The following is a 23,253-nucleotide window of genomic DNA, read 5'->3' on the forward strand; positions in this document are numbered from 1 at the left end:
GATCAATAAAAGCCCATGTCTTTGAATATCATTGGCATCGCCTTTACAGCTGATGCAACAGCGGCACTTCTGTGTGACGGGAAATTGATCGCGGCCATCGGGGAAGAGCGCCTGAACCGCGAGAAGTTATGCAAAGGGATCCCCAAGTTGGCCATCTCCAAAGTCTTGGAAATTGGCGGCCTGTCCATTGATGACATAGATTTCTTTGCCGTCCATGGCGCTGCTGATGAACCGGACACGGGCCCATTTGAAGCCGCGCAGAAACGCATTGATGCTGCGGACCTGCCCGATGATGTGCGCGCCATCCAGACTCAACAAATTCAACAGCGCCTGGAACATGAACGTTTCGTTTGCAACACCCGCACGCCGAAAATTCTTGAGGAACTGAAAAAGTACGGTCGCCCTGTCATAGAATTCCCCCATCATGAGGCCCATGCGGCGAGCGCTTATTACGGATCGGGATGGGAAGAGTGTTTGACGCTCACGGCCGACGGCTGGGGCGAAGATGCATCTGCGACCCTGTGGAAATGCGCCAACGGCCGCATGGAACGAATTGGTCACACGCCAACGATCGACTCCCTGGGCTACTTCTACGGCAGCATCACCAAATCCCTGGGGTTTATTCCCCACCGACACGAAGGCAAGGTTCTCGGCTTGGCCGCTTATTGCCAAAAGCCCAATTCCTATTCACGCATTCGCGACATGGTTGGCGTCGACACGGCCCGCTCTCAATTCATTGGTCATGTGGAAAACGGCCTCTTCGCCCCAACCTACGACAGCCCGCCCTTGGTCGAGTTCGTCAAGGACTACCCCCGCGAAGACATTTCCGCTGCCGCACAAATCCGCTTGGAAGAGGTGGTGTGCGAGTTGATCGATAGCCTCAGCGATGAGCCGGTCAAACTCGCCTTGGCAGGCGGCATCTTCGCCAACGTCAAACTCAATCAACGCATTGGCGCACTGAAGAACATTTCGGATGTCTACGTGTTCCCGTGCATGGGGGACGGCGGTTTGGCCGTGGGCACAGCATGGCTAGCGCACGTAGAGCAAACCAAACAGTCACCCATACCTGCCAAATCCATGCTGTTGGGCATGACGATTGAACCGGATGACGCCCGGAAAGCGCTGGAGAATAGTCAGTTGCCGTATTCCAAGCCGGACAACATGGCTGCAACGGTGGCGCAATTGCTTGCCGACGACAATGTCGTGGCACGGTGCAGCGGGGCGATGGAATACGGCCCCCGGTCTTTGGGCAATCGCAGCATTTTATATAAAGCCAATGACCCATCAGCCAATGACTGGTTGAACGAGCGCCTGCACAGGTCCGAATTCATGCCCTTTGCCCCCGCAAGCTTGGTCGAGGACGCTGAAGAGCTTTATCTCAACTTGGCGCCGGGCCGTGGGCCCGCCAATTACATGACCATGACTTTTGACTGCACCGAACGCATGCGTAAGGAAGCTCCCGCTGCTGTTCACGTGGATGGCACCGCGCGACCACAGTTGGTAAGCCGCGAACTCTACCCTGAATTCCACGATATTCTCAGCCATTACAAAGAGCTGACCGGTTATTCCAGTGTCATCAACACCAGCTTCAACATGCATGAAGAACCCATCGTCGGAAGCGCCGATGACGCTATTCGCGCTTTTGTGGCGAGCGGTCTTCCCTACCTCGTTCTCGGAGAGTTTTTGGTCGAACAGAAATAAGTTTCAAGCGCCACGCGGGGCAGATAGATTTTCCCATTCGTCGCGCAACAGCGCGAGCCAGCGATTGTCTTGATAGTCGTCCCGCCACTTGAACGCACGCCGCATCAAGCCTTCTTCCCGAAAGCCGTTTCGCAAAAATGCCTTCAAGCTTGCGCTGTTTCCATCGACCACGCCTGCCTCGAGCCGGTTCAGTCCCAGCTTGGTAAAACCATACGAAACAACTAGGGAAATCGCTTGGCTCGCATATCCCTTACCCCAGAATTCTCTTTCACCGATAAACAAGCTGACGTGAGAAGATTCGTTGCTCCAATCGATCGGTCCGATCTTAATATTGCCAATGTGACGATTGCTCTGCCGATCGACAATGGCGAACAGGATGGCATTTTCGCTTTCAAGCACACTTTGAACGAAACGGCGAACACCGTCCAAATCATGAACGTGGTTTCGCACCCCGACCAGAAACCCCGTAATTTCGGGATTGTTCAACCAATCGACATATGTAGCGTTGCAGTCCTCAATGGATATCGTGCGCAAGATCAAGTCCGAGCCGGAGAGATCACATTCTGCTTTCATAAGTCACCCTTATTGCCATAGTCATTGGGTCAATTTGACTATAGTATCTGGAAAAATCGGTTTACGCATACCATCGCTTTGAAGCGCTTAATGTTCTCAATACCGAATATACGAATCCCGTTTTGAACACACCAACTTCAGCCTGTCTCAGCGGCGACATGTTTTATACTCACGCTATCTTCATCCGTAACATAGGAATTGCGAAACCGTGCTCATAACGGTCCTGGGCTTGGGCTCAATTGGTCTTCGACACGCTCGAAATCTCATTTCTGCCGGCATCGAGGTGCGTGGTTTCGATCCAGATCAAACCAGACGCGACCTCATGAACGACCTTGGCGGGAAGGCCTATGCGTCTCGGGAAGAAGCTCTTTCTGGGGCCAGCGCCGTCCTGATTTGTTCGCCGAGCCAGCACCATTTGGCCGATTTGCGCCACGTCGTCGAGCTTGGGCTGCATGCCTTCGTCGAAAAACCCCTTGCGCATACGACCGACGGATTGGCGGATGTCTTTGCCCAAGCCGATGACAAAGGTCTGGTGATCTTTCATGGCTTCTTTTTGCGCTTTCACCCGTGCGTGCGACGCGCAAAAGAGCTGATCGATACGGGAAAGCTCGGTGATCCGCTGTGGGCGCGGGCGCTATGTTCCGGATACCTTCCCGGTTGGCGACCGCATCAAGATTACACCCAAGGATACGCAGCGGACCCCACCAGCGGCGGCACGCTTTTGGACAACATCCACGAATTCGACGTGCTGTACGCCTTGCTTGGGCCCTCCCAAGTGCGCGCGTCCGTGCCGGGCCACAGTGGCACACTCGAGATTCCTAGCGAAGATATCGCCGATGTGATTTTGGTCCATGACACTGGCGCACAAAGCTCCGTCCACGTCGATTACGTGACCCGCCCCGCTAAGCGCGTCACCGAAGTCTCCGGCACTCAGGGCCGAATAGAAATAGACCTCATCAAACGCCAATTGATTTTTGTGGATACAAACGGCGAAACCGTAGAGGAACAGACGTACGACGGAACCTTTTCCGACGATTACGTTGCCGAGATGCAGGCTTTCCTCGCTTGCATCGATGGAACCGAAGTACCGCAATGTTCCAATGAGGATTCGGCCCATGTTCTCAATCAGATTTTGTCAGCTCGCCAACTAGGTGGATTATCGTCTCATGGCCAATAACGTTGTCATCATTCAAGCCCGCCTGGGCTCAACCCGTCTTCCCGGAAAAGTCCTCTTGGACCTGGGAAACCGCCCGGTTATCGCCTGGGGCATCGACGCTGCCCGGAAAATCCCCGGTGTCAGCAAGGTTGTCATCGCAACAACCGACCAGGACTCCGACGATCCGATTGTCGAGTGGTGCCAGAAAAATGACGTCGCCTGCCATCGTGGCCCCGAAAATGATGTCCTCAAGCGTTACGCCTTGGCTGCCCGGGCTGAAAACGCCGACAACATCCTGCGCATCACCTCCGATTGCCCATTGATCGATCCCCACGTTTGCGGGCAGGTCCTCGCTTTGCATCAGCGCACGGCGGCCGACTTCACCACCAACAACGATCCGCCGACGTGGCCAGATGGCCTGGATTGCGAAGTCATGACCCGCGAAGCATTGGAGACTGCGGACCGCGAGGCGACTCGTCCATCAGATCGCGAACACGTCGCGACCTTTATCCGCAACACACGAAATCGCTTTCACGTGGAAACGCTCATCTGTTCTTTGCCTGGTTTGAGCGCGGAACGCTGGACTCTCGACACACCTCAAGACCTCGATTTCCTGCGCGAAATCGCCGCACGTGTTCCCTGCGACACCCCATCGTTTGTGGATATTTTGAGCATCCTCGACAATGAGCCTGAGATCCGTGCGAAAAACGCCGGGCAGCAACGCGATGCAGGGTTGGCCAAATCCATCGCCGCCGAATCCCCCGACATTGAACGGTGTTTCGATGTTAGCAATGCAATGCTGGAGCGGGCGAAGAAAGTTATTCCCTTAGGCTCGCAAACCTTCAGCAAATCTTGGCTGCAATTTCCGCGCAAAACTGCGCCGATGTTTTTGACCCATGGGCAAGGCGCGCGCGTTTGGGACGTGGATGGCAACGAATACGTCGACTTGGTCTCCGGCCTGTTGCCGGTGCTGCTGGGCTATCGAGATGCCGATGTCGACCAAGCCGTACGCAATCAACTAAACCAGGGCGTCAGCTTCAGCTTGTCGACCGAACTCGAAGTTCGGCTCGCAGAAGAATTGATCGATATGATCCCGTGTGCCGAAGCCGTGCGCTTCGGTAAAAACGGCACCGATGCGACATCTGCGGCGATCCGTATCGCACGCGCCAAAACCGGTCGCGACCGGGTGGCCGTCGGCGGGTACCACGGCTGGCAAGATTGGTATGTCGGCGTCACTACGCGCAACAAAGGCATCCCCAAAGCCGTATGTGAATTGACCCACAGCTTCCCCTTTAACAATCTCGAAGCTCTTGACGCGCTGTTGAGCCAGTACCCCAACGAATTCGCGGCTATCATTCTCGAACCGGCTGGGGCCAATCTGCCGCAGGATGGCTATTTGAAAGCCGTGCGTGATCTCGCTCACCGCCACGGCGCATTGTTGGTTTTCGACGAAGTCGTCACCGGCTTTCGTTGGGCCGCAGGCGGTGCGCAGGAATATTACGGCGTCACCCCCGACCTTTCCTCTTTCGGCAAAGCCCTCGGCAATGGCTTACCTATCGCGGCCGTGGTCGGACGCGCCGATATCATGAAGGAAATGGAAGAGGTCTTTTTCTCTTCGACCTTCGGCGGCGAAACCCTCTCTCTTGCAGCATCCTTGGCGGTCTTGAAAAAAATCAGAACCGAACCTGTCATCCCCCGTATTTGGGAAGTCGGCGGCCTGATCGCGGATCATGCCCGGGCAAGCATCCAACGCCTGGGGCTGGACAACGTCATCTCTCTGATCGGGGCTGCCCCTTGGACCGTGCTGGCCTACAAGGACACAGAAACGACCCGCAAAGAAGCCATCAAGACGCTGTTCATACGTGAGATGCTCAAGGCTGGCGTACTCTTGAACGCCAGCAACAACGTCACCGCCGCGTTCACCGAAGGCGATATCGCTCGGGTGTTCGGCGCGTACGATTATGCTTTGGGCAACGTTGCCGATGCCCTTGAACGTGGTGACCTGGAAGCCCAACTCGGCGATCAGATCATCGAACCCGTTTTTTCCATTAGGTCCAACTAGTCCGATGAGCAAGCTTGCCATACTTGGGGGTTCCCCAACCGTTACCGGTTCGGTTTCCCCCTTCATCACGGTCGGCGCCGAAGAACGTCAAGCCGTGTGTGACGTGATCGACAGCGGTTTGCTGTCTGGATTTTACGGATCATGGAGCGAAGAGTTCTGGGGCGGGCCAAAAATAAAAGCCCTGGAAACAGCCTGGATCGAACGTTTCGGCTGCAAACACGCCGTATCCGTGAATTCCAATACCAGCGGCTTGATCGCTTGCATGGGCGCAATCGGCCTCACGCCGGGAGACGAAGTGATCGTACCGCCGTACACGATGTCGGCGACCGCAATGGCGCCTTTGTTTTACGGCGGCGTTCCGGTTTTTGCCGATATTCGCGACGATGACTTTTGTATCGATCCCAGCCAGGTCGAACGATTGATCAGCAACAAAACGCGCGCAATCATCGCCGTCAACCTGTTTGGTCATCCCGCCCGCATGCACGAATTGCGCAAGCTTGCCGATCAACATGGCATCCATCTCATTGAAGACAATGCCCAAGCCCCCACGGCCACAGAAGACGGCCGTTACACCGGCACCATCGGCCACATCGGTGTGTTTAGCCTCAATTGCCACAAACACATCCAAACCGGCGAAGGCGGAATATGCACTACCGATGACGACGACCTGGCGCTACGCCTGCAAATGATCCGCAATCACGGTGAAAATGTCGTCAGGGACACAAATACGGCCGATATCACCAACCTCATCGGTCAAAACTACCGCATGACTGAATTGAGTGCCGCTGTCGGCGTGGAGCAATTGAAGAAAACCGATCAATTGATCACTCCGCGGATCGAATTGGCCGAATATCTCAGTGCCGGCATTGGTGGCTTGAGCGGCTTGACCGTCCCCCAGGTGCGGGACGGCTGTCGACACGTCTATTACGTTTGGGCGTTGCGCATGGATCCTGATGTGCTGGGCATCTCCAGGGCGACTTTTGTCAAGGCCTTGGCTGCGGAAGGTGTCAGGGTCTCGCCGGGATACTTGTCGCCCTTGTATAAGCTGCCGGTATTTCAGAACCGCCACGCCATCGGAAACGCGGGCTTTCCATTCACATTGTCCGATCGCACATATGAGAATGTCTCCTGCCCTGTTGTAGAACGATTGCAAAATCACGAACTCATCATGTTCGAAATTTGTGCTTACGACTATTCGGATGAACAAAAAGCTCAGATCGTCGCTGCAGTGCATAAGGTGCATGACAACTTGGCTCAACTTCAAGATCTGGATTTGGCTGAACAATGAAAGATACTGTTGTCATCAACGGTCGCAAAATCGGACCGGCGCATCCTCCATATGTCATCGCCGAAATGTCAGGCAATCATCTCGGCGATATCAATCATGCATTTTCCATCATGGAGGCAGCCAAAGCGGCAGGCGCGGACGCCATCAAGTTGCAGACATATACGGCCGACACCATCACCATCAAACATGACGGCCCAGAATTCACCATCCACGGTGGCTTATGGGATGGACGTACGCTGCACGATCTTTACGACGAGGCACATACTCCATGGGAATGGCACGAAGCATTATTTGCCAAAGCCAAGGAACTGGACATTACGACTTTCAGTTCCCCGTTCGACCACACCGCTGTCGACTTTCTGGAACAGCTCGGATGCCCTGCATATAAAATCGCATCGTTCGAAATCGTCGACCATCCCCTCATTGAAAAGTGCGCCGAAACCGGCAAGCCGTTGATCATGTCCACAGGCATGGCCAACGCCGATGAAATCGAAGCCGCCGTAAAGGTTGCCCGCAATGTCGGATGCGAAGACCTCATCTTGCTCCATTGCACCAGCGGTTACCCCACGCCGGTGGACGATTGCAATTTGCTAACCATTCCCGACATGTCCAAGAGATATGATGTTTTAACCGGCTTGTCCGACCACACTCACGGCTCTGCCGTTCCGCTGGCCGCGATCGCCTTAGGCGCAGTGGTCGTGGAAAAACACCTGACGCTCAAGCGTGCCGATGGCGGTCCCGACGCCGCGTTCTCTCTTGAACCAGACGAACTGAAGACACTCACCGAGGGCTGCGCAATCGCCTTCCAGGCCCTAGGTCACGTGAACTACGATCTTAAGCCATCCGAACAAGCGAGTTTGATTTTTCGCCGATCCCTCTACGCCGTCGAAAACATCGAGGCCGGGGAAGAGCTGACCGAACGCAATGTTCGTTCGATCCGTCCGTCACTGGGATTGGCTCCATCCCACCTCAAGGATGTCATTGGTCGTAGGGCATCGCAGGACATCGCATATGGAACGCCACTGGCCTGGAACCTGATCGAGTGAGCAAGTCGCCGAAAATATGCGCAACCATCGAAGCGCGCATGACATCATCGCGTCTACCGGGAAAAGTCCTCAAGCCGATCCAGGACAAGCCCGTACTGGAGTTGATGGTCGAACGATTAAAACAGGTGCCATCCTTGGACGGCATCATTCTCGCCACGACCACCAATGCAGACGACGAACCGCTGGTTGATTTGGCATCGCGCCTCGGCATCGATTGCTATCGCGGCAGTGAAGACGATGTCTTACAACGCGTTCTGGGTGCAGCCCAAAGCCATGGCGCGGACGTCATCGTCGAAACGCTTGGCGATTGCCCGCTGATCGATCCGGCGCTGGTCGAGCAATGCGTGCAGGAGTGGAACAAAGGCGACGTCGATCATGTCTGCAACTTTCATCCCTATACCTATCCCATCGGCATGGAAATCGAGGTCTTTGCCACTGACGTCCTTGCTGACGTGGCGCGCAGAACCGATGATCCGGCGCACCATGAACATGTGACCACGTTTATTTGGGAACACCCCGACCTGTATCGTCTGCGCAGTGTACAAGGACCGCCGGAGCTGTCTGCGCCTGACATCCACATCACACTCGACACCCAAAACGATTTCGAGTTGATCAAAAGCATTTTCGATGCCCTGTACCCCAACAACCCCGCTTTTGATTTGGGGGATATCCTCACCCTATTGCGAAATCGCCCCGAACTGTTGAACCTGGTGAAAGACGTTCATCGCAATGTCTTCTGACGTGTTGAATGCGATTATCATAGGCTGTGGCCGCATCGGCGGCGGCGACAAGACCTTTTCCCATGCCGCGGCTTACAGCGCTCACGCCGGCTATCGTCTTATCGGCTGCGTTGAACGCAATGACGAGACCCGTACCCACTTCATGGATCAGTGGAAGGTCAACCAGGGCTTTTCATCCATTGAAGAACTTATTGAAAGCAATATCGTTTTCGACGTTGCCAGCATTTGCACACCAACGCCATTTCATGCGGAAGCGCTAACGAAATTGCTTGATACAAATGTACGCGCGGTCTTTTGCGAAAAACCCCTGACCGACGATCTTGGCCAAGCTCAAGCCTTAACCGCAGCTTACGCCCATCGCAACATCGCCTTGGCCGTCAACTACCACCGGCGTTGGGACTCATCGATGCAAACGCTGAAACGCGAATTGAGTGATGGCGAATGGGGACGCGTTTTATCGATTTCGGCACACTACATGAAGGGCCTTTTCAACAGCGGCAGTCACATGTTGGATTTGATCTCCGCATTGGTCGGTCCTTTACGCCCGGTAAGCGCGATACGCAGCTGCGATGGCTTTGGCCCAAACGATCCGACGATCGATGCCGTTCTCAAAACACCCGATCAAACCATCGTTCATTTGATGGGCATCGAGGCCCATGCTCATTTTATGTTCGAGGTCACAATCGTCACCGAACGGGGCGTCATCGCTATTGAGGACGCAGGCTTTCGCATCAGAACCCGACGCGTCCAAGATGATCCGATGTTCGCCAACGATCGCAACCTGGACGAAGGTCAATTCACGTCGACCGCTCAAGACAATGCTTTCGCCGCGGCCGTGGATAATATCCGCAATGCCGTTTTGCACGCAGAGCCGATCAAGTGTGATGGTGAAACGGCTTTGCAAACGCAAGTCCTGTGCACCACCCTCTTGGATATGAGCACGCGCGCCCAAGCGTAAAACACCCAGATGACCAACCGAACCGAGTCCCCCCGCATCTTGGTTGCCGCGCACGATCCCGGTGGCGGAAATATGCTGCTCCCCATCATCACGCAGTTACAGCGGACAAACGCGAACGTACATCTGTGCGCTCATGGACCGAGCGCCCAATTATGGCGTGCTGAAGGTTGGTCCGTGTCATCATCGTTTGAAACATGCGAATCTGTCTTCAGTTTCGTTGAGGACTTTCAACCAGACCTCGTCCTTACGGGAACCAGCATCGCCGTCGGTGACGGTTATCGCGCGGACCTTGAGATCGATTTTTGCCAAGCCGCCAAAGACAAAGAGATCCCCACAGCTGCGGGCATTGACGCCCGGATGAATTTACAGGCTCGATTCACGCACACCGGAACCGGTGCGTTGGTCGTACCAGACGACCTTTGCGCGCCTGACCAATGGACTCGAGACCAACTCGCCAAAGAAGCTTGGTGCACTGCCCGCATCCACACGGTTGGACAGCCACACTTGGAGCGCGTCATAAAAAATATTCGTGAAAGCCGAAATAAAATTCCTTCGAACGCCCGTCCCCTGATGGTCTTTTTTTCCGAGCCGGTGGGGCTTGGCATCACCGAAGAGCAGCACCCCGGCTTCACCCAATACGAGGTCGTCAAACTGTTGTTGCACTCTTTGTCCGGTTTAGCGATTGATCTCTTGATCCAACCTCATCCCTTGGAAAATAGTGCCGACTGGCGGACCTTTCTCGAGAGCGTGGATATCTCGCCACCTTTGCAAGTCGATGTTTCAACGCAGACGACACCGGCACTCCAAACCCATGCCGATGTGATTTTCGGCATCGGCTCCATTGCGTTGATCGAGACCGCGATGGCCGGGATCCCGACGGCGGCCTTGCAACCCAATCGGAAACACTCCGTCAACCCGCGCATTGACGCCATGAGCAACATCCAGAAATTCTATAGCCGTGACGGAATCGAGGGTGCCGTGCGCACATTCGCAACCACGTGCACCGCGCCTGTTTCCGATCCCATTTTAGCCGCAGAAATTTCTCACAGCTGCGAACGCTTTCTTTCCGTTATTGCGGCCATATTGCGTGAGACCTGTCCACATAAACCCCTGCAATCGCCAACAGCTGGTTCCCTTGAGCTTCAATCATGAGCCATCCTAAAACACCCCAGAGACGCTTGCGCGTTGGCCTGTTGATGACTGTCGATGCTCCTATGGGAGGCTATGTCATTCAGGCGATGCTGGAGCGCGGCGTCACAATTGACGCCCTGATATTCGATTCAAAAATAATCTCACAAGTCGATTTGGATCTTCATGAAGAACGTACCGGCGGCCGTCTACCGCCGATAGGACTGCACACTTTCGAACATCATAAGATTCCAGGATACTTTGTCGCCAACCACAACTCAGCAGCCACGCTTTCTTTGCTGGAGCAGCTAGATTTAGACATTCTTGTCAATGCAGGAACGCCGCGAATTCTCAAGAACCCAATCCTCAATGCCCCGCGCATTGGTGTTTTGAATTGCCATCCAGGCCTTCTACCGCACTATCGGGGATGCAGTTGCGTCGAGTGGGCGATCTTCAACGACGAACCGGTGGGTAATTCCGTTCATCTCATGACCGAGGAAATCGACGAAGGTGACGTGCTGATGACCGAGCCTTTGTCGTTTGCCTCTGACGCCACCTATCAAGATATTCGCATAGGCGTTTATCAAGCCGGATTTGAATTGCTGGCCGAGGCCACCCACAAACTCAACACCTTCGTCTTGGATCGTGCATCGTTCAAACCTCAAGATGAGGGCCGATACTACGGACCCATCGATGAGGACAGCATGGCCGAGGTCCTGACAAAAGTGCGCGAGGGACGTTACCAATATCAATCCCTCTCAGCCTCCAATCCGCCACCAAAGAGTCAATAGCGCCCGATGGACAGAACATCTTCACACGGGCTCCCGTCCCTACTTAGCCGCTTCGAGGTCCACGCCAAGAAAGCTGTCGCGTACGCACAGATCGAGGCAAAACGCATCCTCGACCGCCAAGCGCGCGCCGAACGTCTACGTGCTATTGAAAGCATGAACGCCATCGAGCCTCTCTCTCAAGAGCCACTCGCGAAATGTGTGCTTATCGATGGGATGTTCGATAATCCGAACCTATGGCTGCGATTTAGCTTGATCCGCGCGGCACTGGGCTTAAAGCATGCCCGTGAAATTGGCTTGGTTGGTCCCCATAACACCAAAAATGCCATTTTGACTTTCAAGAAATTCGGCATTCCCGATTCCGATATTGTCAGGGTGGACGCCGTGAACCAAGATCACGCGGCGGCACGGCACATTGTCCACGAACTCTTGGCGCAAACGCGAACCGCTGCAGATATTTTAAATTGGCAAATGCCCCACGGGTATCCAACCACTACGACGTACGACATTCTGCTCAAACGTCAACGCAAGGCGCAGGTGGACCTCACCGATCCACTACTTGAAGACCACTTGCTGGAAATTGTCGAAGCCCTGCAATCCGCCCAAACGATCTTGGACACCTATCAGCCCGATCTCCTGTTGCTGTCCCACGCCATCACGCCACGGGATTCCGCACTTGCTTGGTTGGGGCAGTTACGTGGCATAGATAGCATCATCATGTACGGCAACTACGGCACTCCGCGATATTGGCGCGTGCACAATGCCACCGATTTCACGCACTCAGCGCTGTATCCGACTTTGTCTGAACTCGATGCCCTGCCCAGTGAGATGATCGAACGGCTAAGACGCTGCGGAGCAGAACATCTGGAACGGCGTTTCCAGGGCCAAACAAACGATATTGGCGCCACTTATGCCTTTCAGAAAAATATCGCAAAAGTATCACGTCAAGAATTAGCGAACGTGTATGGATGGACCACTGACCGTCCTGTGGTCACTGTTTACGCCTCAAACTGGTTCGATTATCCGCATGGATGCGGGATGTCCCTGTTTCTCGATTTTCTCGATTGGATTCAGACAACCCTGGACTGCGCAAAGGCGAATGACGATGTTTACTGGATTTTCAAACCGCACCCCTGCGACAAGTGGTATGGTGGGGTCACGCTGAAAGATCTGATGCCGGAAAGTATTCCGCCACACATGATCCTCGCCCACGAAGATTGGAATGCTCTTGACGTTATGAATATGACGGATGCCATTGTCACCTATCACGGCACCGCCGGCATCGAATACGCCACCATCGAGAAACCTGTTTTGGTCGCAGATCGGGGTTGGTACGATCAGGCCGGTTTCGTTCTTCGCCCCGATAGCAGGACACAATACCAAGAGTTTCTATCGCAACCGTGGTGGAATGAAATCGATGTAAAAACCGCCAAGGCCCGGGCAGATGTGTTTGCCGGTTTGTATTTCGGTGTTCCGGAGTGGCAAGACGACTTTATGATGAAAGACGATTCACAAAGCCAAAATTTGATGAAGCATATCCCCGATCTGCTTGGCAACAACACAGCGGCGCTCGCGACTGAACTGGGAACCATCCAACGCTGGTACTTCACATCTCATGGCCAGTACCACACGTACAAAATGTTTTCGGCAAGCTCCTTTAAATCCTCAGCAGCGACCTGACGCCCCCCCTCCATAGGCATCTTCAAACGTGAAACAAAGTAGTTCTCCCCTCAATAGCTTTTACAACGGCATACGGCTCCTGACCCCTGTGGAAAGAGTTCGCGCCGCGATGTTGGTTGGACTGTCTTTTGTGACCTCACTCATCGACATGACAGCCTTGGGCTCGGTCATGCCCGTCGTCTCTTTGGTGATCGATCCCAGCACGATCGACCAAAACGTCTATTTTATTAAAGCCATGGATTTCATCGGCGCGACCACTCATACAGATAAGGTCATTGTCACGTCCTCGACATCGATTGCACTACTGTTTGTGGCCGCTTTGCTCAAACTGTTTAACCAATACGCCATCAACATTTTCAGCGCCCGTTGCCAAAACAGATTAGCCAACGATCTCATGACGGCATGCATTGCGGCACCCTATTCGTGGTTTTTGAAAGCCAACACGGCCTTGACGACCCGCATGTTTCAAAACGACATCAACGTATGGGGTCGCAACTTCATCAACCAGCTGCTGATTCTGTTCGACAACCTGATCATTACGCTGATCGCCATCGTGGCCGTCGTTTCCTTGATGCCGCTTGCAGGTGTTTTCGGACTGCTGACCATCGGCTTCATCGCCGCGTTGGCGCTATACTCTATCCGTCCGCACCTCAATCGCTTGATCCATCAAAAGAAGCGTGCGGAAGGCCTGACCATGCTCGCGGCCTATCAGACTATTTCCGGAATCAGAGAAGTTAAATTTTCCGGAGAAACTTCGTTTTTTCGAAAAGCCTTCAATAAAGCCTTTTCCTCTTTCAGCTTTAGCCACCACATGTCATCGGTTTTGCATATCCTGCCAAGCACGTCCGTTCTGGCCATAGGCCAGATCGGGCTTGTGGCCATCGTCGCCATCCTAGGCACGTCGGAAACGAATACGGGAACGCTGGCCTCGACACTGGCTTTATTGCTGCTGATTGCTTCGCGTGTCGTTCCCGCCGTCAACCAAATCACGGCCCGGGTAACCTCGCTGTGGAGCTTCATTCCATGGATGGACGGGCTGCTTGACTTTCAAAAAAGTCTGGACGCGGCTCTGCGCGAAAGCGCTTTGCACACCGCCGATCAAAAAAAGCCCATAGAAGCATGGGACAGTCTTTCACTGTCCGACGTCGAGTTTGTCTATCCCGGCACCGATCAAACGGTGATTAAGAATATCAACCTTCGCATTGAAAAGGGGCGCTCGTACGGCATTGTCGGCGCGTCCGGTTCGGGCAAAAGCACCTTGGTCGGCATCATCGTCGGCTTGTTGGAACCGACACACGGCGTCATGCGCATTTCCGGCGAAGACATGAGCACTTTCGACCTGACGACTTGGCAACACAAAATTGGCTATGTCACACAAGAGCCGTTTATCGCTGACGACACGCTTTTGGCGAACGTCGCTTTCGGTCGGGAAAGACATCAAGTCGACATCGACTTTGTGATGAATTGCCTGCACAAAGCCAACTTAGACAAGTATGTCGAGGATCTGCCCCAGGGACTGGATACCTCGCTTGGCGATCGAGGCAAGGGCCTGTCGGGGGGGCAACGTCAACGTGTCGCCATTGCCCGCGCCATTTTCAAGAAGCCGGAAATTCTTGTTTTGGATGAAGCGACCAGCGCGCTGGATACAATGGCTGAGCAAAAGGTGCAGCACGCGATCGAAAACCTTCATGGCGAAATGACCATCATTTCCATTGCCCATCGCCTTTCGACCCTTAAAAACATGGATCAAATCATCGTGATGGATGGGGGGAAGATTGTCGATCAAGGAACGTTTGCAGAGTTGTCCGCGAGGAGTTCGTCCTTCCAGGATCTTTTGTCGAGCGGCGACAGCTCCAAGCAAGCTTCCTGACATTTTAATTTATTTGGTGTGTGCATATGAAGTTTAAACATACGTTCGAAATTGCCTCTCGCCCCATTGGCGGCGATGCACCGGTCTTCATCATTGCCGAGGCCGGCGTTGCCCATTTTGGAGATATGGATCTGGCGCGACAGTTGGTCGATCTGGCCGCAGATGGCGGGGCAGATGCTTTCAAAACTCAGTTTTTTGATGTCGAAGCTTTGATTTCAAATCGTTCACAAGAATGGCAAGACCGCCTGCGCCCACGCAACCTAACCTTGGAACAAGCCGCTGAATTAAAGGACCGTTGCGATAGCAAAGGCCTCATCTTTATGGCGACGGCTCATGACGAGACCCGTATTCCCTGGCTCGAGGAACTCGATGTGCCCGCGGTCAAGGTCGGCTCGGGCGAACGCAACAACCTGCCCTTCCTGTCGCGCCTCGCCAAGCTCGGAAAGCCCATGATCATTTCCACCGGCATGTCGAGCATGAGCGATGTCGAAGAGGTTATCTCAACCTGTGCCGATGCTGACAACGATCGCCTGGCCCTGTTGCATTGCGTAACGAGCTATCCAACACCGAACGAAGACGTCAATCTCGCCGCCATGGACAGATTGCGCGATGTCTATGACGGGCCGGTCGGATATTCGGATCACACCGTCGACGATCTGGCCGTATATTTAGCCGTCGCCCGCGGCGCAAAGATCATTGAAAAACACATCACGATTCTGCGCGACATTCCCAATGCACAAGACTGGAAAGTTTCCGCCGACCCCACCACCCTACGCCCAATGGTCGACAATATCCGTCGCGCGGAACAAATGATCGGTCACGGACGAAAAGAAGCCGCGCCATGCGAACAACCCGGCATCGCCTGGGCCCTGAAATCTCTGGTCGCAGCAAAGGACTTCCCCGCAGGGCATACGCTTAGCGAAAGCGATCTGCTCGCGAAACGTCCTGGCGACGGCATCTCGCCCAATCGCATCGACACCTTAATTGGCCGGACGTTGGCTCACAACGTAGCCGCCGACGACCTGATTTTGGAGAAGGACCTGCTTCCGTGACGAAACGCCACATTGCCGTACTGACGGGCAAACGGGGCGGTTACGGCGCTATGAAGCCGTTGCTGTACGCCCTTGATCAGTCGCCGGATACCCGCCTGTCGCTGATCGTCACCGATCAACACGTAAATCCCAAGTTTGGCTCGACCATTTCGGAAGTCGAGCAAGACTTCACCGTTGCCGCCGCCGTCGACATGGAGCAAAAAGACGGATCCGCGGTCAGCCGTTCTCGTGCATTGGGGGTTTGTCTGACGCGCATGGGCGATGTGTTGCATGATCTCAAGCCCGACATCTTGGTGCTTTACGGGGACCGGGGGGAGGTTCTGTCCACCGCGGTCAGCGCCATTCATCTCGGTATTCCGATTGCACACCTTCAAGGGGGCGACATCACCGGCAACGTCGATGAATTGATCCGCCATGCCTTGACCAAATTATCCCATCTACATTTTCCTTCGAATGAGCAAAGCGGTGAACGCATCCGTCGCATGGGCGAAGAAGTATGGCGCGTTCATGTCGTTGGCGACAACCATGTTGACCCGATCGTTGCCAAAAACTTTGCGGATGAGGCAACCATCCGACAGACCTTCGGACTCGATGCAGAAACTGCGCCGATTGTCATTTTGCAACACCCGGAAACGGTGCGGGACCGAGACCATTTCGCGGACATGAAAGCGACCCTTGACGCCGCGCTTGAACAGCAGCGCCCAACGATTATCGTTTACCCATGTTCAGATCACGGTTACGAAGAGGTCATTCAAGCTATAGAAACGGTCCGGAACCACCCGTTGGTATCCGTTCACAAAAACATCGATGCACCGTTCTTCTGGGGATTGCTCAACATTGCCGGCGTAATGCTCGGCAACTCTTCCGCCGGTTTAATCGAAACGCCCTATTTCCGAATTCCGGCGATCAACCTAGGTGATCGCCAGACCGGGCGCCTTCATGCACAAAACGTGATCCATGCCCCCTTTGACAAAGACGCCATTGCCACCGCATTGCATAAGGCTCTTAAAGATCCCGCTTTTCGCAACACGGTCGCATCATGCGATCAACCCTTTGGCGATGGACAAGCCTGGAAACGCACATTCGATGTGTTGCGCACCATCGAACTCGGACATTCTCTCTTTAACAAACGCATGACCTATTGAAATCGAGCTGAACGCCATGGGCAAACCAATCGCCATTTATTACCGCATCATGAAGTATTGCCCTGAAAACAGGTCATTGCTCGATCAACTGTTCGAGGTCGTCGAGTTGGAGGATCCCCGTGAGGACACGCCGGAGATTCTCGCACGCGCCGCCGTGTTGTTCGCGCCACTCGGCTTTCTGGTCGATCAAACTAAAATCGATCTTTGCCCAAACTTGCGCGCCATCGTATCCAACACGACCGGCATTCCGCATATCGACGCAACATCTGCTGCACAACGTGATATTGCAGTCTGTGCATTACATGATGAACAAGCATTTCTAGATACCATTACACCAACGGCGGAACACACCATCGCCCTGATGCTCGCGGCTTGGCGGCGTATCCCCGCCTGCCACGATGCCGCCGCACATGGTCAGTGGGACCGGCGCAACTGGGGTGCGCCACGGATGTTTTCACGCATGCGGCTTGGTCTAGTGGGTTACGGTCGGCTCGGACGCAAAGTTTCCGAAATCGCGACCGCAATGGGAATGAAAGTTGCGTACTTCGACCCTTACCAAAGCGGGTCGGTTGAAAACATCCATGTCTTGGCGCGACAGTCTGATATTCTCAGCCTTCATGCCCCGGCTAATGATGAAACCCGCAATCTTGTCAGTCGTGAGGTTCTACGCGAACTGCCCCACGGGGCAATGGTGGTCAACACGGCCCGTGGAGAATTGCTCGATACCGAAGCGCTTTTGGATATGCTTGAAGATGGTTCCATATATGCGGCGGGTCTCGACACCATCGACGGTGAATACGATCCCGATTTTGGCAAAACCTTTGCGGACAGCCGTATCGCACAATATGCCCGGACCCACACAAATTTGGTTTTGACCCCACATATTGGCGGGTCAACCTCTGACGCATGGCTTGAAACCGAGCGTTTTGTTATCATCAAAGCTGCGAAATCATTAAAGATAGATGTGATGCAATGAACGTTTGGGGCCTTATACCCGCACGAGGGGGCTCAAAGAGCATTCCCCTCAAAAATCTCGTCCCGCTCAACGGACGTCCCTTGATCGACTACGGTGCGAAAGCTGCGTTGGCCAGCGGTCGCCTCGAGCGCATCGTTTGTTCGACAGATCATGATGAAATTGCCCAACGCGCTATACAGCTTGGGTTGGAGGTTGACCGGCGTCCGGATGCACTGGCCGATGATCATGCCAAAGTAGACAATGTCGCCCAAGACTTTATCAGACGAAGTCAAAATGACGGCTATGCATTGCCCGATGCCATCGTACTCATCCAGCCGACCAGTCCGTTTTTGCTCCCCCAACACGTTATCGACCTGATCGATCTCCTTGAACGCTCCCCCTGGGCTCAATCCGCACACAATATCTGTCCTGTCGCTCACAACACCCATGCCTGGAATCAACGAACAGTCGATGAGAGAGGAGAAGTTTCCTTTCTTTTTAGAGATGAACGACAATCCGCGCGCAATAAACAAGAGAAGCCCAAGCTTCAGGTGTTTGGAAATCTGATCGCCGTAAAAACGACGGCTCTTTTAAGCGGTGGCGGGTTTTACGCGGAACCATGCGTGGCATGTCAGATCAAACGTCCTTATGAATTTGATCTCGACGAACCTCTTGATCTTGTGTTAGCTCATGCACTCATGAACGCAGGTGCGGTAGAACTTCCGCACATGAAAAGTGAGTAAGTCGTGGGCTTACGTAACCAATCACCCTTAGAAGGTATCTTAGTACAATGAAAATCCTCATTCTTGGCGGCGACGGTTATCTTGGCTGGCCGACTGCAATGCACTTTTCTGCGCGTGGCGACGAAGTCTGGATCATCGATAATTTTGCAAAACGTCGTTGGGAAATGGAAGAAGGCATCGAACCCCTTCTGCCGATTGCCCCCCTCCACACCAGGGTGAACCTTTGGAATGAAAGCTCCGAACACAAAATGCATCTGCGGATCGTCGATCTCGTCGACGACCGAGCGGTGTACAAGTTGATCGAAGAATGCGTTCCTGACACCATTATTCACTATGCGGAACAGCCTTCCGCGCCTTATTCGATGCAAGGCCGAACCACGGCGGTGAACACCCAAGTGAACAACATCGTCGGCAATCTGAACCTGTTGTTCGCAATGCAAAAATATTGCCCTGACGCGCATCTCGTCAAATTGGGCACAATGGGTGAATACGGCACGCCGAACATCGATATTGAAGAAGGCTGGCTGGAATTGGAACATAACGGGCGCAAGGACCGTGTCCTGTACCCCAAGAAACCGCACAGCTTTTATCATCTCTCAAAAGTTCACGACAGCCATAACATCGAGTTTGCCTGCCGCGTTTGGGGCACCCGCGCAACCGACCTAAATCAAGGTGTGGTGTATGGCATCGACACAGATGAAACGCTGCTGAAATCTGAGTTCCGTACGTCTTTCCATTATGACGATGTGTTTGGAACCGTCTTAAACCGCTTCTTGGTTCAGGCAGCTTCCGGGCATCCCTTGACCGTATATGGATCAGGCACCCAGACCCGCGGATTTTTGAATTTGCGTGATACCATCAAGTGCGTCGAGATTGCCGCTGACAATACCCCCGATGCTGGCGAATTCAGGGTCTTCAACCAATTTACGGAACAGTTCTCGGTCATGGACCTGGCAGAGAAAGTCAAAAGCGCGGGTGAACGCGCGGGCCTGAATGTGACCATCAATCACATCGCCAACCCCCGTGTTGAGCAAGAGGACCATTACTACAACGCCAAACATACAAAATTGGTAGATATGGGGCTGGATCCCATTCTTCTGACCGACGAGGTCACTGACAGCATGCTCAAATCCGTTCTCGCCAATTGCGGCCATGTCGATCCCAATGTGTTCCTGCCACGGATCACATGGACGCATCGAAACTAAGCCGCTTATGAGCTTCATGACCAAACGAAAAAAAGCCCTCGTCTTCATCGATTTTGACATGCTCATTCGACATTTCGTGTCGAATGAAACATTTGCCGAACTCGAAAAGAGCTACGAAGTTCTGTATGTCTTTCATAAGGGTCAGAAGGGACAACGCCAGGGCATCAATGCCGACGTTTCCAAATTGGGCCTTAAGAACTTTATCGAGTTCGAAGTGACCCGCACACGCATGGGGGAATGGGACCACTTTCAAACAATAGCTATGGTTCACAATCTACGCGGCACTCGTAACTATCAGCCGCGTATGGAGTTGTTGCGGCTTTTTCGTTCCCATAAACTCGTGAACTTATATTGGTTCCTGTCGCTGCCCTTCATTTATCCCTTGGTACGCAAATTCCTTACATGGAAAATCGGCGTGCATCAGGGACTTCAGGATCTGATCGACCGAGAAGCGCCAGATATTGTTTTCCATCCGACCGTTCTGGCGGGTTATTTCATCAACGACCTTCTTGCGATCTGTCCGCGCAAAAAAATCCCCCTGGTTGCGCTCATGAACTCTTGGGACAATCCTTCCGGCAAAGCCGCGACGGTCAACACGCCCGATTATCTGGCTGTGTGGGGCGATCAAACGCGCAGCCATGCGATTGAGTTCATGAAAATGCCTGCCGATAGGGTTTTAAAGTTCGGTTCGGCTCAATTCCAAGTCTATCGAAACCCGGTTCAGGAAAGTGATGATGAACTCAGGGTGATGTTCGGTGTCCCCAAGGACATTCCGATCGTCCTTTATGGAGGAACAAGTAAGAGTGTCATCGAGTCCGAACATCTCAAGTTGCTGGATACGTTGATCGAATCCGGCAAGCTTCCGCGATGCCACATACTGTATCGACCGCACCCTTGGCGTGGTTCTTTGATGGATCGCGAAGAATCCCTATATGACATGAACCTTAAGCATGTCACCCTTGATCCGCACATGAAAGATTATTACGACCAAGTGATCAGCAAGGGGTTCACAGGTTTTTATCTGGCCGATTACAGCGACACGCAAAAATTGATGCACCTTGCCAGTGCCATCATATCGCCGCTTTCCACGATTCTATTAGAGGGCGTCATGCACGGATTGCCCGTGCTGATTCTACGTGTGGATGCATTTGGCGATAATGAAGAGGCCCGAAAATTAGATGACTTAGTCAACCGTGCTGCGCACTTTCAGGACCTTCGTGGACCGTATGTTTTGCGCTGCGATGATAACGACAAACTGCCCGAGCAAGTTGATCATTTGATGAACTTGATTGGAAAGGAAGAAGTTACAACCGCCCAGCTCGAACTCGCCCGTTCATTTGTGGAAATGGAGGGGCCGTCGTACGGAGAACGTCTCAAACAACTTGCAGACAAGATCACCGGCGCGACCACTCAATAAAACCCTCCTTATCTGAGTGCTGTGACCAAGTATGGAGCAACAGCTACTTATGATCATTTTCCTGAGAAGGCTTTAACTAAATGTCTGATCAACAACGACAAACACAAGAATACTTTCGAAACGCCGCTGCTGAATGGCAAAATAAAAGCGTCCAAGCGGAAAAAGGGCGTGGCGTCATCGCAGACCGCAAACAGGCTGTCCTCACGACTATTGAACAAATGGACTCGCCGAAAAGCCTGCTGGACGTAGGCTGCGGCAGTGGCCAGCTCGTGATAGCCTCCGCCGGCCTTGGCCTCGAATCGATTGGCATCGACTTTGCCGAAGAAATGATTCAGCAGTGCGAAACCAACGCTCGCGAAGCCGGCATAGAAGCGAAATTCATCTGTAAGTCCTTTTTCGACATGCCTGTCGAAGAGAACCGCTATGACATCATCAGCGCTCAGGGCTTCATCGAATACATTTCCCTGGAAGAACTGCACGAATTCTTCGTCCGCGCACACACCATGCTCAAACCTGGCGGTGCGCTGCTGGTGGGATCCAGAAACCGCCTTCTAAATGCACTTTCCCTGAACGCGTTCACGGAATTTGAAATGGAAATGGGTACGATCAATCAGCTCCTTGCCGAAGCTATCGTCTTCAATGGGATGGAAAACCAGGAAGCCTTGTTCGACACCCTGAAAAGTCATGAGCGAATTGACCCGCAACCGGATAAAAAGCATCCGACAACGTTCGTCACGGTCGACTTCCGCTATCAGTTTACGCCAGCAGACCTTATTTGCCGGACCCGAAAGCTCGGCTTCACCCCTCATACTATTCATGCTGTCAACTTCCACCCGATGTCACCATCGCTACGCGGAACTTTCCCGCGCTTGCACGACGAAGTGGCGACCTTCATGAGTCAGTATGCCCACCTTGACCCGCGTTTGGTGCCCAGTTCATCTACTTTCGTGCTTGATCTGCGCAAAAACGCCTAACGCGAAGGCCCCTACTTTTGAAGTGTTGTGAATAGCCTATGACGGACAAATATAAACGCTGGTACGATCAAGATTGCATTCGCAGTTTTGACAGCAAGGGCGCACAGGATTTTTTTGAATCCGAGGTGCGTTTTCTCAAAACCATCGCTCCTAATGTTCACAGCGTTCTGGATATCGGGTGCGCCAGCGGGCGTATGATTGAACTTCTAAACGACATCTTGCCGCAGTACACGTACTGCGGCATAGATATCGTTCAGCAAAGCATTGAAAACGCACAAAAAAGCTACCCAGACAGCACCTTTCACCACTGCAATGCACTGGAGTTTGAGTGCGAGGACACATTCGATCTCATCAACGCCACTGGCGTCATGCAACATGAGGTGAAATTCGAAGAGCTTGTCCACCGTATGATCGGGTGGTCCAACCGTTATGTTCTGTTCGACGTCAAATTTGCCAATATTGACGCACACGAAGTCGATATCAAACGCTCTTATTGCGGCACGGAACATAAACTCAATTTTGTTCTGCTATCGCCAACACTGTTTGTGGATTTTTTGAAACGCCAAAAAAACGTCAAAAAAATCTCTATGTTTGGCTATGAAACCGGCCTTAACAGCCGCACCGTGGTTCCTGCTGGCGTTGATCGTGTGATTTCCGCTGGCGTCTTGTTAGAGCTTGGTCAAGTAACCGGGGCCGCCCCCACCGTAGAGGTCGATATTCCTCTCCTTGATCTCTCTTGATAATCCCTCTCCCGCCACCCAACTATGTGTGC

General features: G+C 53.3%; 20 protein-coding genes. 19 read left to right on the plus strand and 1 reads right to left on the minus strand.

Translation table 11 applies throughout. The features are described from left to right. The first annotated feature begins 15 nt into the window (after positions 1 to 15). The gene (locus VIN96_RS08795; protein WP_331895516.1) at positions 16 to 1,701 is read left to right on the plus strand and encodes a carbamoyltransferase C-terminal domain-containing protein; all 1,686 of its coding nucleotides are present in this window, start codon (positions 16 to 18) and stop codon (positions 1,699 to 1,701) included. A 3-nt stretch (positions 1,702 to 1,704) separates the two neighbouring features. On the opposite strand, the gene VIN96_RS08800 is transcribed toward VIN96_RS08795, so the two are convergent. Continuing rightward, positions 1,705 to 2,274: a GNAT family protein gene (locus VIN96_RS08800; protein ID WP_331895518.1), complete on the minus strand. Its 570-nt coding sequence runs from the start codon at positions 2,272 to 2,274 to the stop codon at positions 1,705 to 1,707. Between the two features lie 208 nt (positions 2,275 to 2,482). On the opposite strand from VIN96_RS08800, the gene VIN96_RS08805 reads away from it, so the two are divergent. The 18 genes from VIN96_RS08805 (at position 2,483) to VIN96_RS08890 (ending at position 23,221) form a co-directional block, all read left to right on the plus strand. Next, positions 2,483 to 3,451: a Gfo/Idh/MocA family oxidoreductase gene (locus VIN96_RS08805; RefSeq protein ID WP_331895520.1), complete on the plus strand. Its 969-nt coding sequence runs from the start codon at positions 2,483 to 2,485 to the stop codon at positions 3,449 to 3,451. Continuing rightward, entirely contained in the window at positions 3,441 to 5,492 is a 2,052-nt protein-coding gene (locus VIN96_RS08810; RefSeq protein WP_331895522.1) for an aminotransferase class III-fold pyridoxal phosphate-dependent enzyme, read from the plus strand. The genes VIN96_RS08805 and VIN96_RS08810 overlap by 11 nt, the downstream gene beginning before the upstream one ends. A 4-nt stretch (positions 5,493 to 5,496) precedes the next feature. Next, positions 5,497 to 6,780, plus strand: coding sequence for a DegT/DnrJ/EryC1/StrS family aminotransferase (locus VIN96_RS08815; protein WP_331895523.1), 1,284 nt, complete (start codon positions 5,497 to 5,499; stop codon positions 6,778 to 6,780). Next, positions 6,777 to 7,826, plus strand: coding sequence for a pseudaminic acid synthase (gene pseI / locus VIN96_RS08820; RefSeq protein WP_331895524.1), 1,050 nt, complete (start codon positions 6,777 to 6,779; stop codon positions 7,824 to 7,826). Before VIN96_RS08815 ends, pseI begins: the two co-directional genes overlap by 4 nt. Continuing rightward, on the plus strand, positions 7,823 to 8,566 hold the full coding sequence (locus tag VIN96_RS08825; RefSeq protein WP_331895525.1) for a glycosyltransferase family protein: 744 nt from the start codon (positions 7,823 to 7,825) through the stop codon (positions 8,564 to 8,566). The genes pseI and VIN96_RS08825 overlap by 4 nt, the downstream gene beginning before the upstream one ends. After that, complete coding sequence (locus tag VIN96_RS08830) at positions 8,556 to 9,524, plus strand: Gfo/Idh/MocA family oxidoreductase (RefSeq protein ID WP_331895527.1); 969 nt, start codon at positions 8,556 to 8,558, stop codon at positions 9,522 to 9,524. The genes VIN96_RS08825 and VIN96_RS08830 overlap by 11 nt, the downstream gene beginning before the upstream one ends. A 9-nt stretch (positions 9,525 to 9,533) precedes the next feature. After that, a complete protein-coding gene (locus VIN96_RS08835) occupies positions 9,534 to 10,676 on the plus strand; it encodes a hypothetical protein (RefSeq protein WP_331895529.1) in 1,143 nt (380 codons plus the stop codon). Further along, a complete protein-coding gene (locus VIN96_RS08840) occupies positions 10,673 to 11,443 on the plus strand; it encodes a formyltransferase family protein (protein ID WP_331895530.1) in 771 nt (256 codons plus the stop codon). Before VIN96_RS08835 ends, VIN96_RS08840 begins: the two co-directional genes overlap by 4 nt. Positions 11,444 to 11,449: 6 nt before the next feature. Beyond that, the gene (locus VIN96_RS08845) at positions 11,450 to 13,120 is read left to right on the plus strand and encodes a hypothetical protein (protein WP_331895531.1); all 1,671 of its coding nucleotides are present in this window, start codon (positions 11,450 to 11,452) and stop codon (positions 13,118 to 13,120) included. A 130-nt stretch (positions 13,121 to 13,250) separates the two neighbouring features. Then, positions 13,251 to 14,990: an ABC transporter ATP-binding protein gene (locus tag VIN96_RS08850; RefSeq protein WP_331895532.1), complete on the plus strand. Its 1,740-nt coding sequence runs from the start codon at positions 13,251 to 13,253 to the stop codon at positions 14,988 to 14,990. Positions 14,991 to 15,016: 26 nt separating this feature from the next. Beyond that, a complete protein-coding gene (locus VIN96_RS08855; protein WP_331895533.1) occupies positions 15,017 to 16,042 on the plus strand; it encodes an N-acetylneuraminate synthase family protein in 1,026 nt (341 codons plus the stop codon). Further along, positions 16,039 to 17,187, plus strand: coding sequence for a UDP-N-acetylglucosamine 2-epimerase (neuC, locus tag VIN96_RS08860; RefSeq protein WP_331895535.1), 1,149 nt, complete (start codon positions 16,039 to 16,041; stop codon positions 17,185 to 17,187). The genes VIN96_RS08855 and neuC overlap by 4 nt, the downstream gene beginning before the upstream one ends. 16 nt (positions 17,188 to 17,203) lie before the next feature. Further along, positions 17,204 to 18,163, plus strand: coding sequence for a D-isomer specific 2-hydroxyacid dehydrogenase family protein (locus VIN96_RS08865; protein WP_331895537.1), 960 nt, complete (start codon positions 17,204 to 17,206; stop codon positions 18,161 to 18,163). Beyond that, complete coding sequence (locus VIN96_RS08870) at positions 18,160 to 18,885, plus strand: acylneuraminate cytidylyltransferase family protein (RefSeq protein WP_331895539.1); 726 nt, start codon at positions 18,160 to 18,162, stop codon at positions 18,883 to 18,885. Before VIN96_RS08865 ends, VIN96_RS08870 begins: the two co-directional genes overlap by 4 nt. A gap of 47 nt (positions 18,886 to 18,932) precedes the next feature. Next, positions 18,933 to 20,090: an NAD-dependent epimerase/dehydratase family protein gene (locus VIN96_RS08875; protein ID WP_331895541.1), complete on the plus strand. Its 1,158-nt coding sequence runs from the start codon at positions 18,933 to 18,935 to the stop codon at positions 20,088 to 20,090. 16 nt (positions 20,091 to 20,106) lie between these two features. Further along, positions 20,107 to 21,507 carry a hypothetical protein gene (locus tag VIN96_RS08880; RefSeq protein WP_331895543.1) on the plus strand — a complete coding sequence of 467 codons (1,401 nt, stop codon included), beginning with the start codon at positions 20,107 to 20,109 and terminating at the stop codon, positions 21,505 to 21,507. A gap of 80 nt (positions 21,508 to 21,587) precedes the next feature. Next, complete coding sequence (locus VIN96_RS08885; protein WP_331895545.1) at positions 21,588 to 22,481, plus strand: class I SAM-dependent methyltransferase; 894 nt, start codon at positions 21,588 to 21,590, stop codon at positions 22,479 to 22,481. A 38-nt stretch (positions 22,482 to 22,519) separates the two neighbouring features. Continuing rightward, positions 22,520 to 23,221, plus strand: coding sequence for a class I SAM-dependent methyltransferase (locus tag VIN96_RS08890; protein ID WP_331895547.1), 702 nt, complete (start codon positions 22,520 to 22,522; stop codon positions 23,219 to 23,221). Positions 23,222 to 23,253: the final 32 nt, after the last annotated feature.

Source organism: Magnetovibrio sp. (genome assembly GCF_036568125.1).
Taxonomy (GTDB): domain Bacteria; phylum Pseudomonadota; class Alphaproteobacteria; order Rhodospirillales; family Magnetovibrionaceae; genus Magnetovibrio.

What these genes read in the sequence shown, in the direction of transcription:
- VIN96_RS08880 (WP_331895543.1), top strand. Translation starts at nt 20,107, where the DNA reads ATGACCAAACGAAAAAAAGCCCTCGTCTTCATCGATTTTGACATGCTC.
- VIN96_RS08810 (WP_331895522.1), top strand. Translation starts at nt 3,441, where the DNA reads ATGGCCAATAACGTTGTCATCATTCAAGCCCGCCTGGGCTCAACCCGT.
- VIN96_RS08845 (WP_331895531.1), top strand. Translation starts at nt 11,450, where the DNA reads ATGGACAGAACATCTTCACACGGGCTCCCGTCCCTACTTAGCCGCTTC.
- VIN96_RS08815 (WP_331895523.1), top strand. Translation starts at nt 5,497, where the DNA reads ATGAGCAAGCTTGCCATACTTGGGGGTTCCCCAACCGTTACCGGTTCG.
- VIN96_RS08830 (WP_331895527.1), top strand. Translation starts at nt 8,556, where the DNA reads ATGTCTTCTGACGTGTTGAATGCGATTATCATAGGCTGTGGCCGCATC.
- VIN96_RS08865 (WP_331895537.1), top strand. Translation starts at nt 17,204, where the DNA reads ATGGGCAAACCAATCGCCATTTATTACCGCATCATGAAGTATTGCCCT.
- VIN96_RS08800 (WP_331895518.1), bottom strand. Translation starts at nt 2,274, where the DNA reads ATGAAAGCAGAATGTGATCTCTCCGGCTCGGACTTGATCTTGCGCACG.
- VIN96_RS08870 (WP_331895539.1), top strand. Translation starts at nt 18,160, where the DNA reads ATGAACGTTTGGGGCCTTATACCCGCACGAGGGGGCTCAAAGAGCATT.
- VIN96_RS08875 (WP_331895541.1), top strand. Translation starts at nt 18,933, where the DNA reads ATGAAAATCCTCATTCTTGGCGGCGACGGTTATCTTGGCTGGCCGACT.
- VIN96_RS08795 (WP_331895516.1), top strand. Translation starts at nt 16, where the DNA reads ATGTCTTTGAATATCATTGGCATCGCCTTTACAGCTGATGCAACAGCG.
- VIN96_RS08835 (WP_331895529.1), top strand. Translation starts at nt 9,534, where the DNA reads ATGACCAACCGAACCGAGTCCCCCCGCATCTTGGTTGCCGCGCACGAT.
- pseI (WP_331895524.1), top strand. Translation starts at nt 6,777, where the DNA reads ATGAAAGATACTGTTGTCATCAACGGTCGCAAAATCGGACCGGCGCAT.
- VIN96_RS08885 (WP_331895545.1), top strand. Translation starts at nt 21,588, where the DNA reads ATGTCTGATCAACAACGACAAACACAAGAATACTTTCGAAACGCCGCT.
- VIN96_RS08840 (WP_331895530.1), top strand. Translation starts at nt 10,673, where the DNA reads ATGAGCCATCCTAAAACACCCCAGAGACGCTTGCGCGTTGGCCTGTTG.
- VIN96_RS08855 (WP_331895533.1), top strand. Translation starts at nt 15,017, where the DNA reads ATGAAGTTTAAACATACGTTCGAAATTGCCTCTCGCCCCATTGGCGGC.
- VIN96_RS08890 (WP_331895547.1), top strand. Translation starts at nt 22,520, where the DNA reads ATGACGGACAAATATAAACGCTGGTACGATCAAGATTGCATTCGCAGT.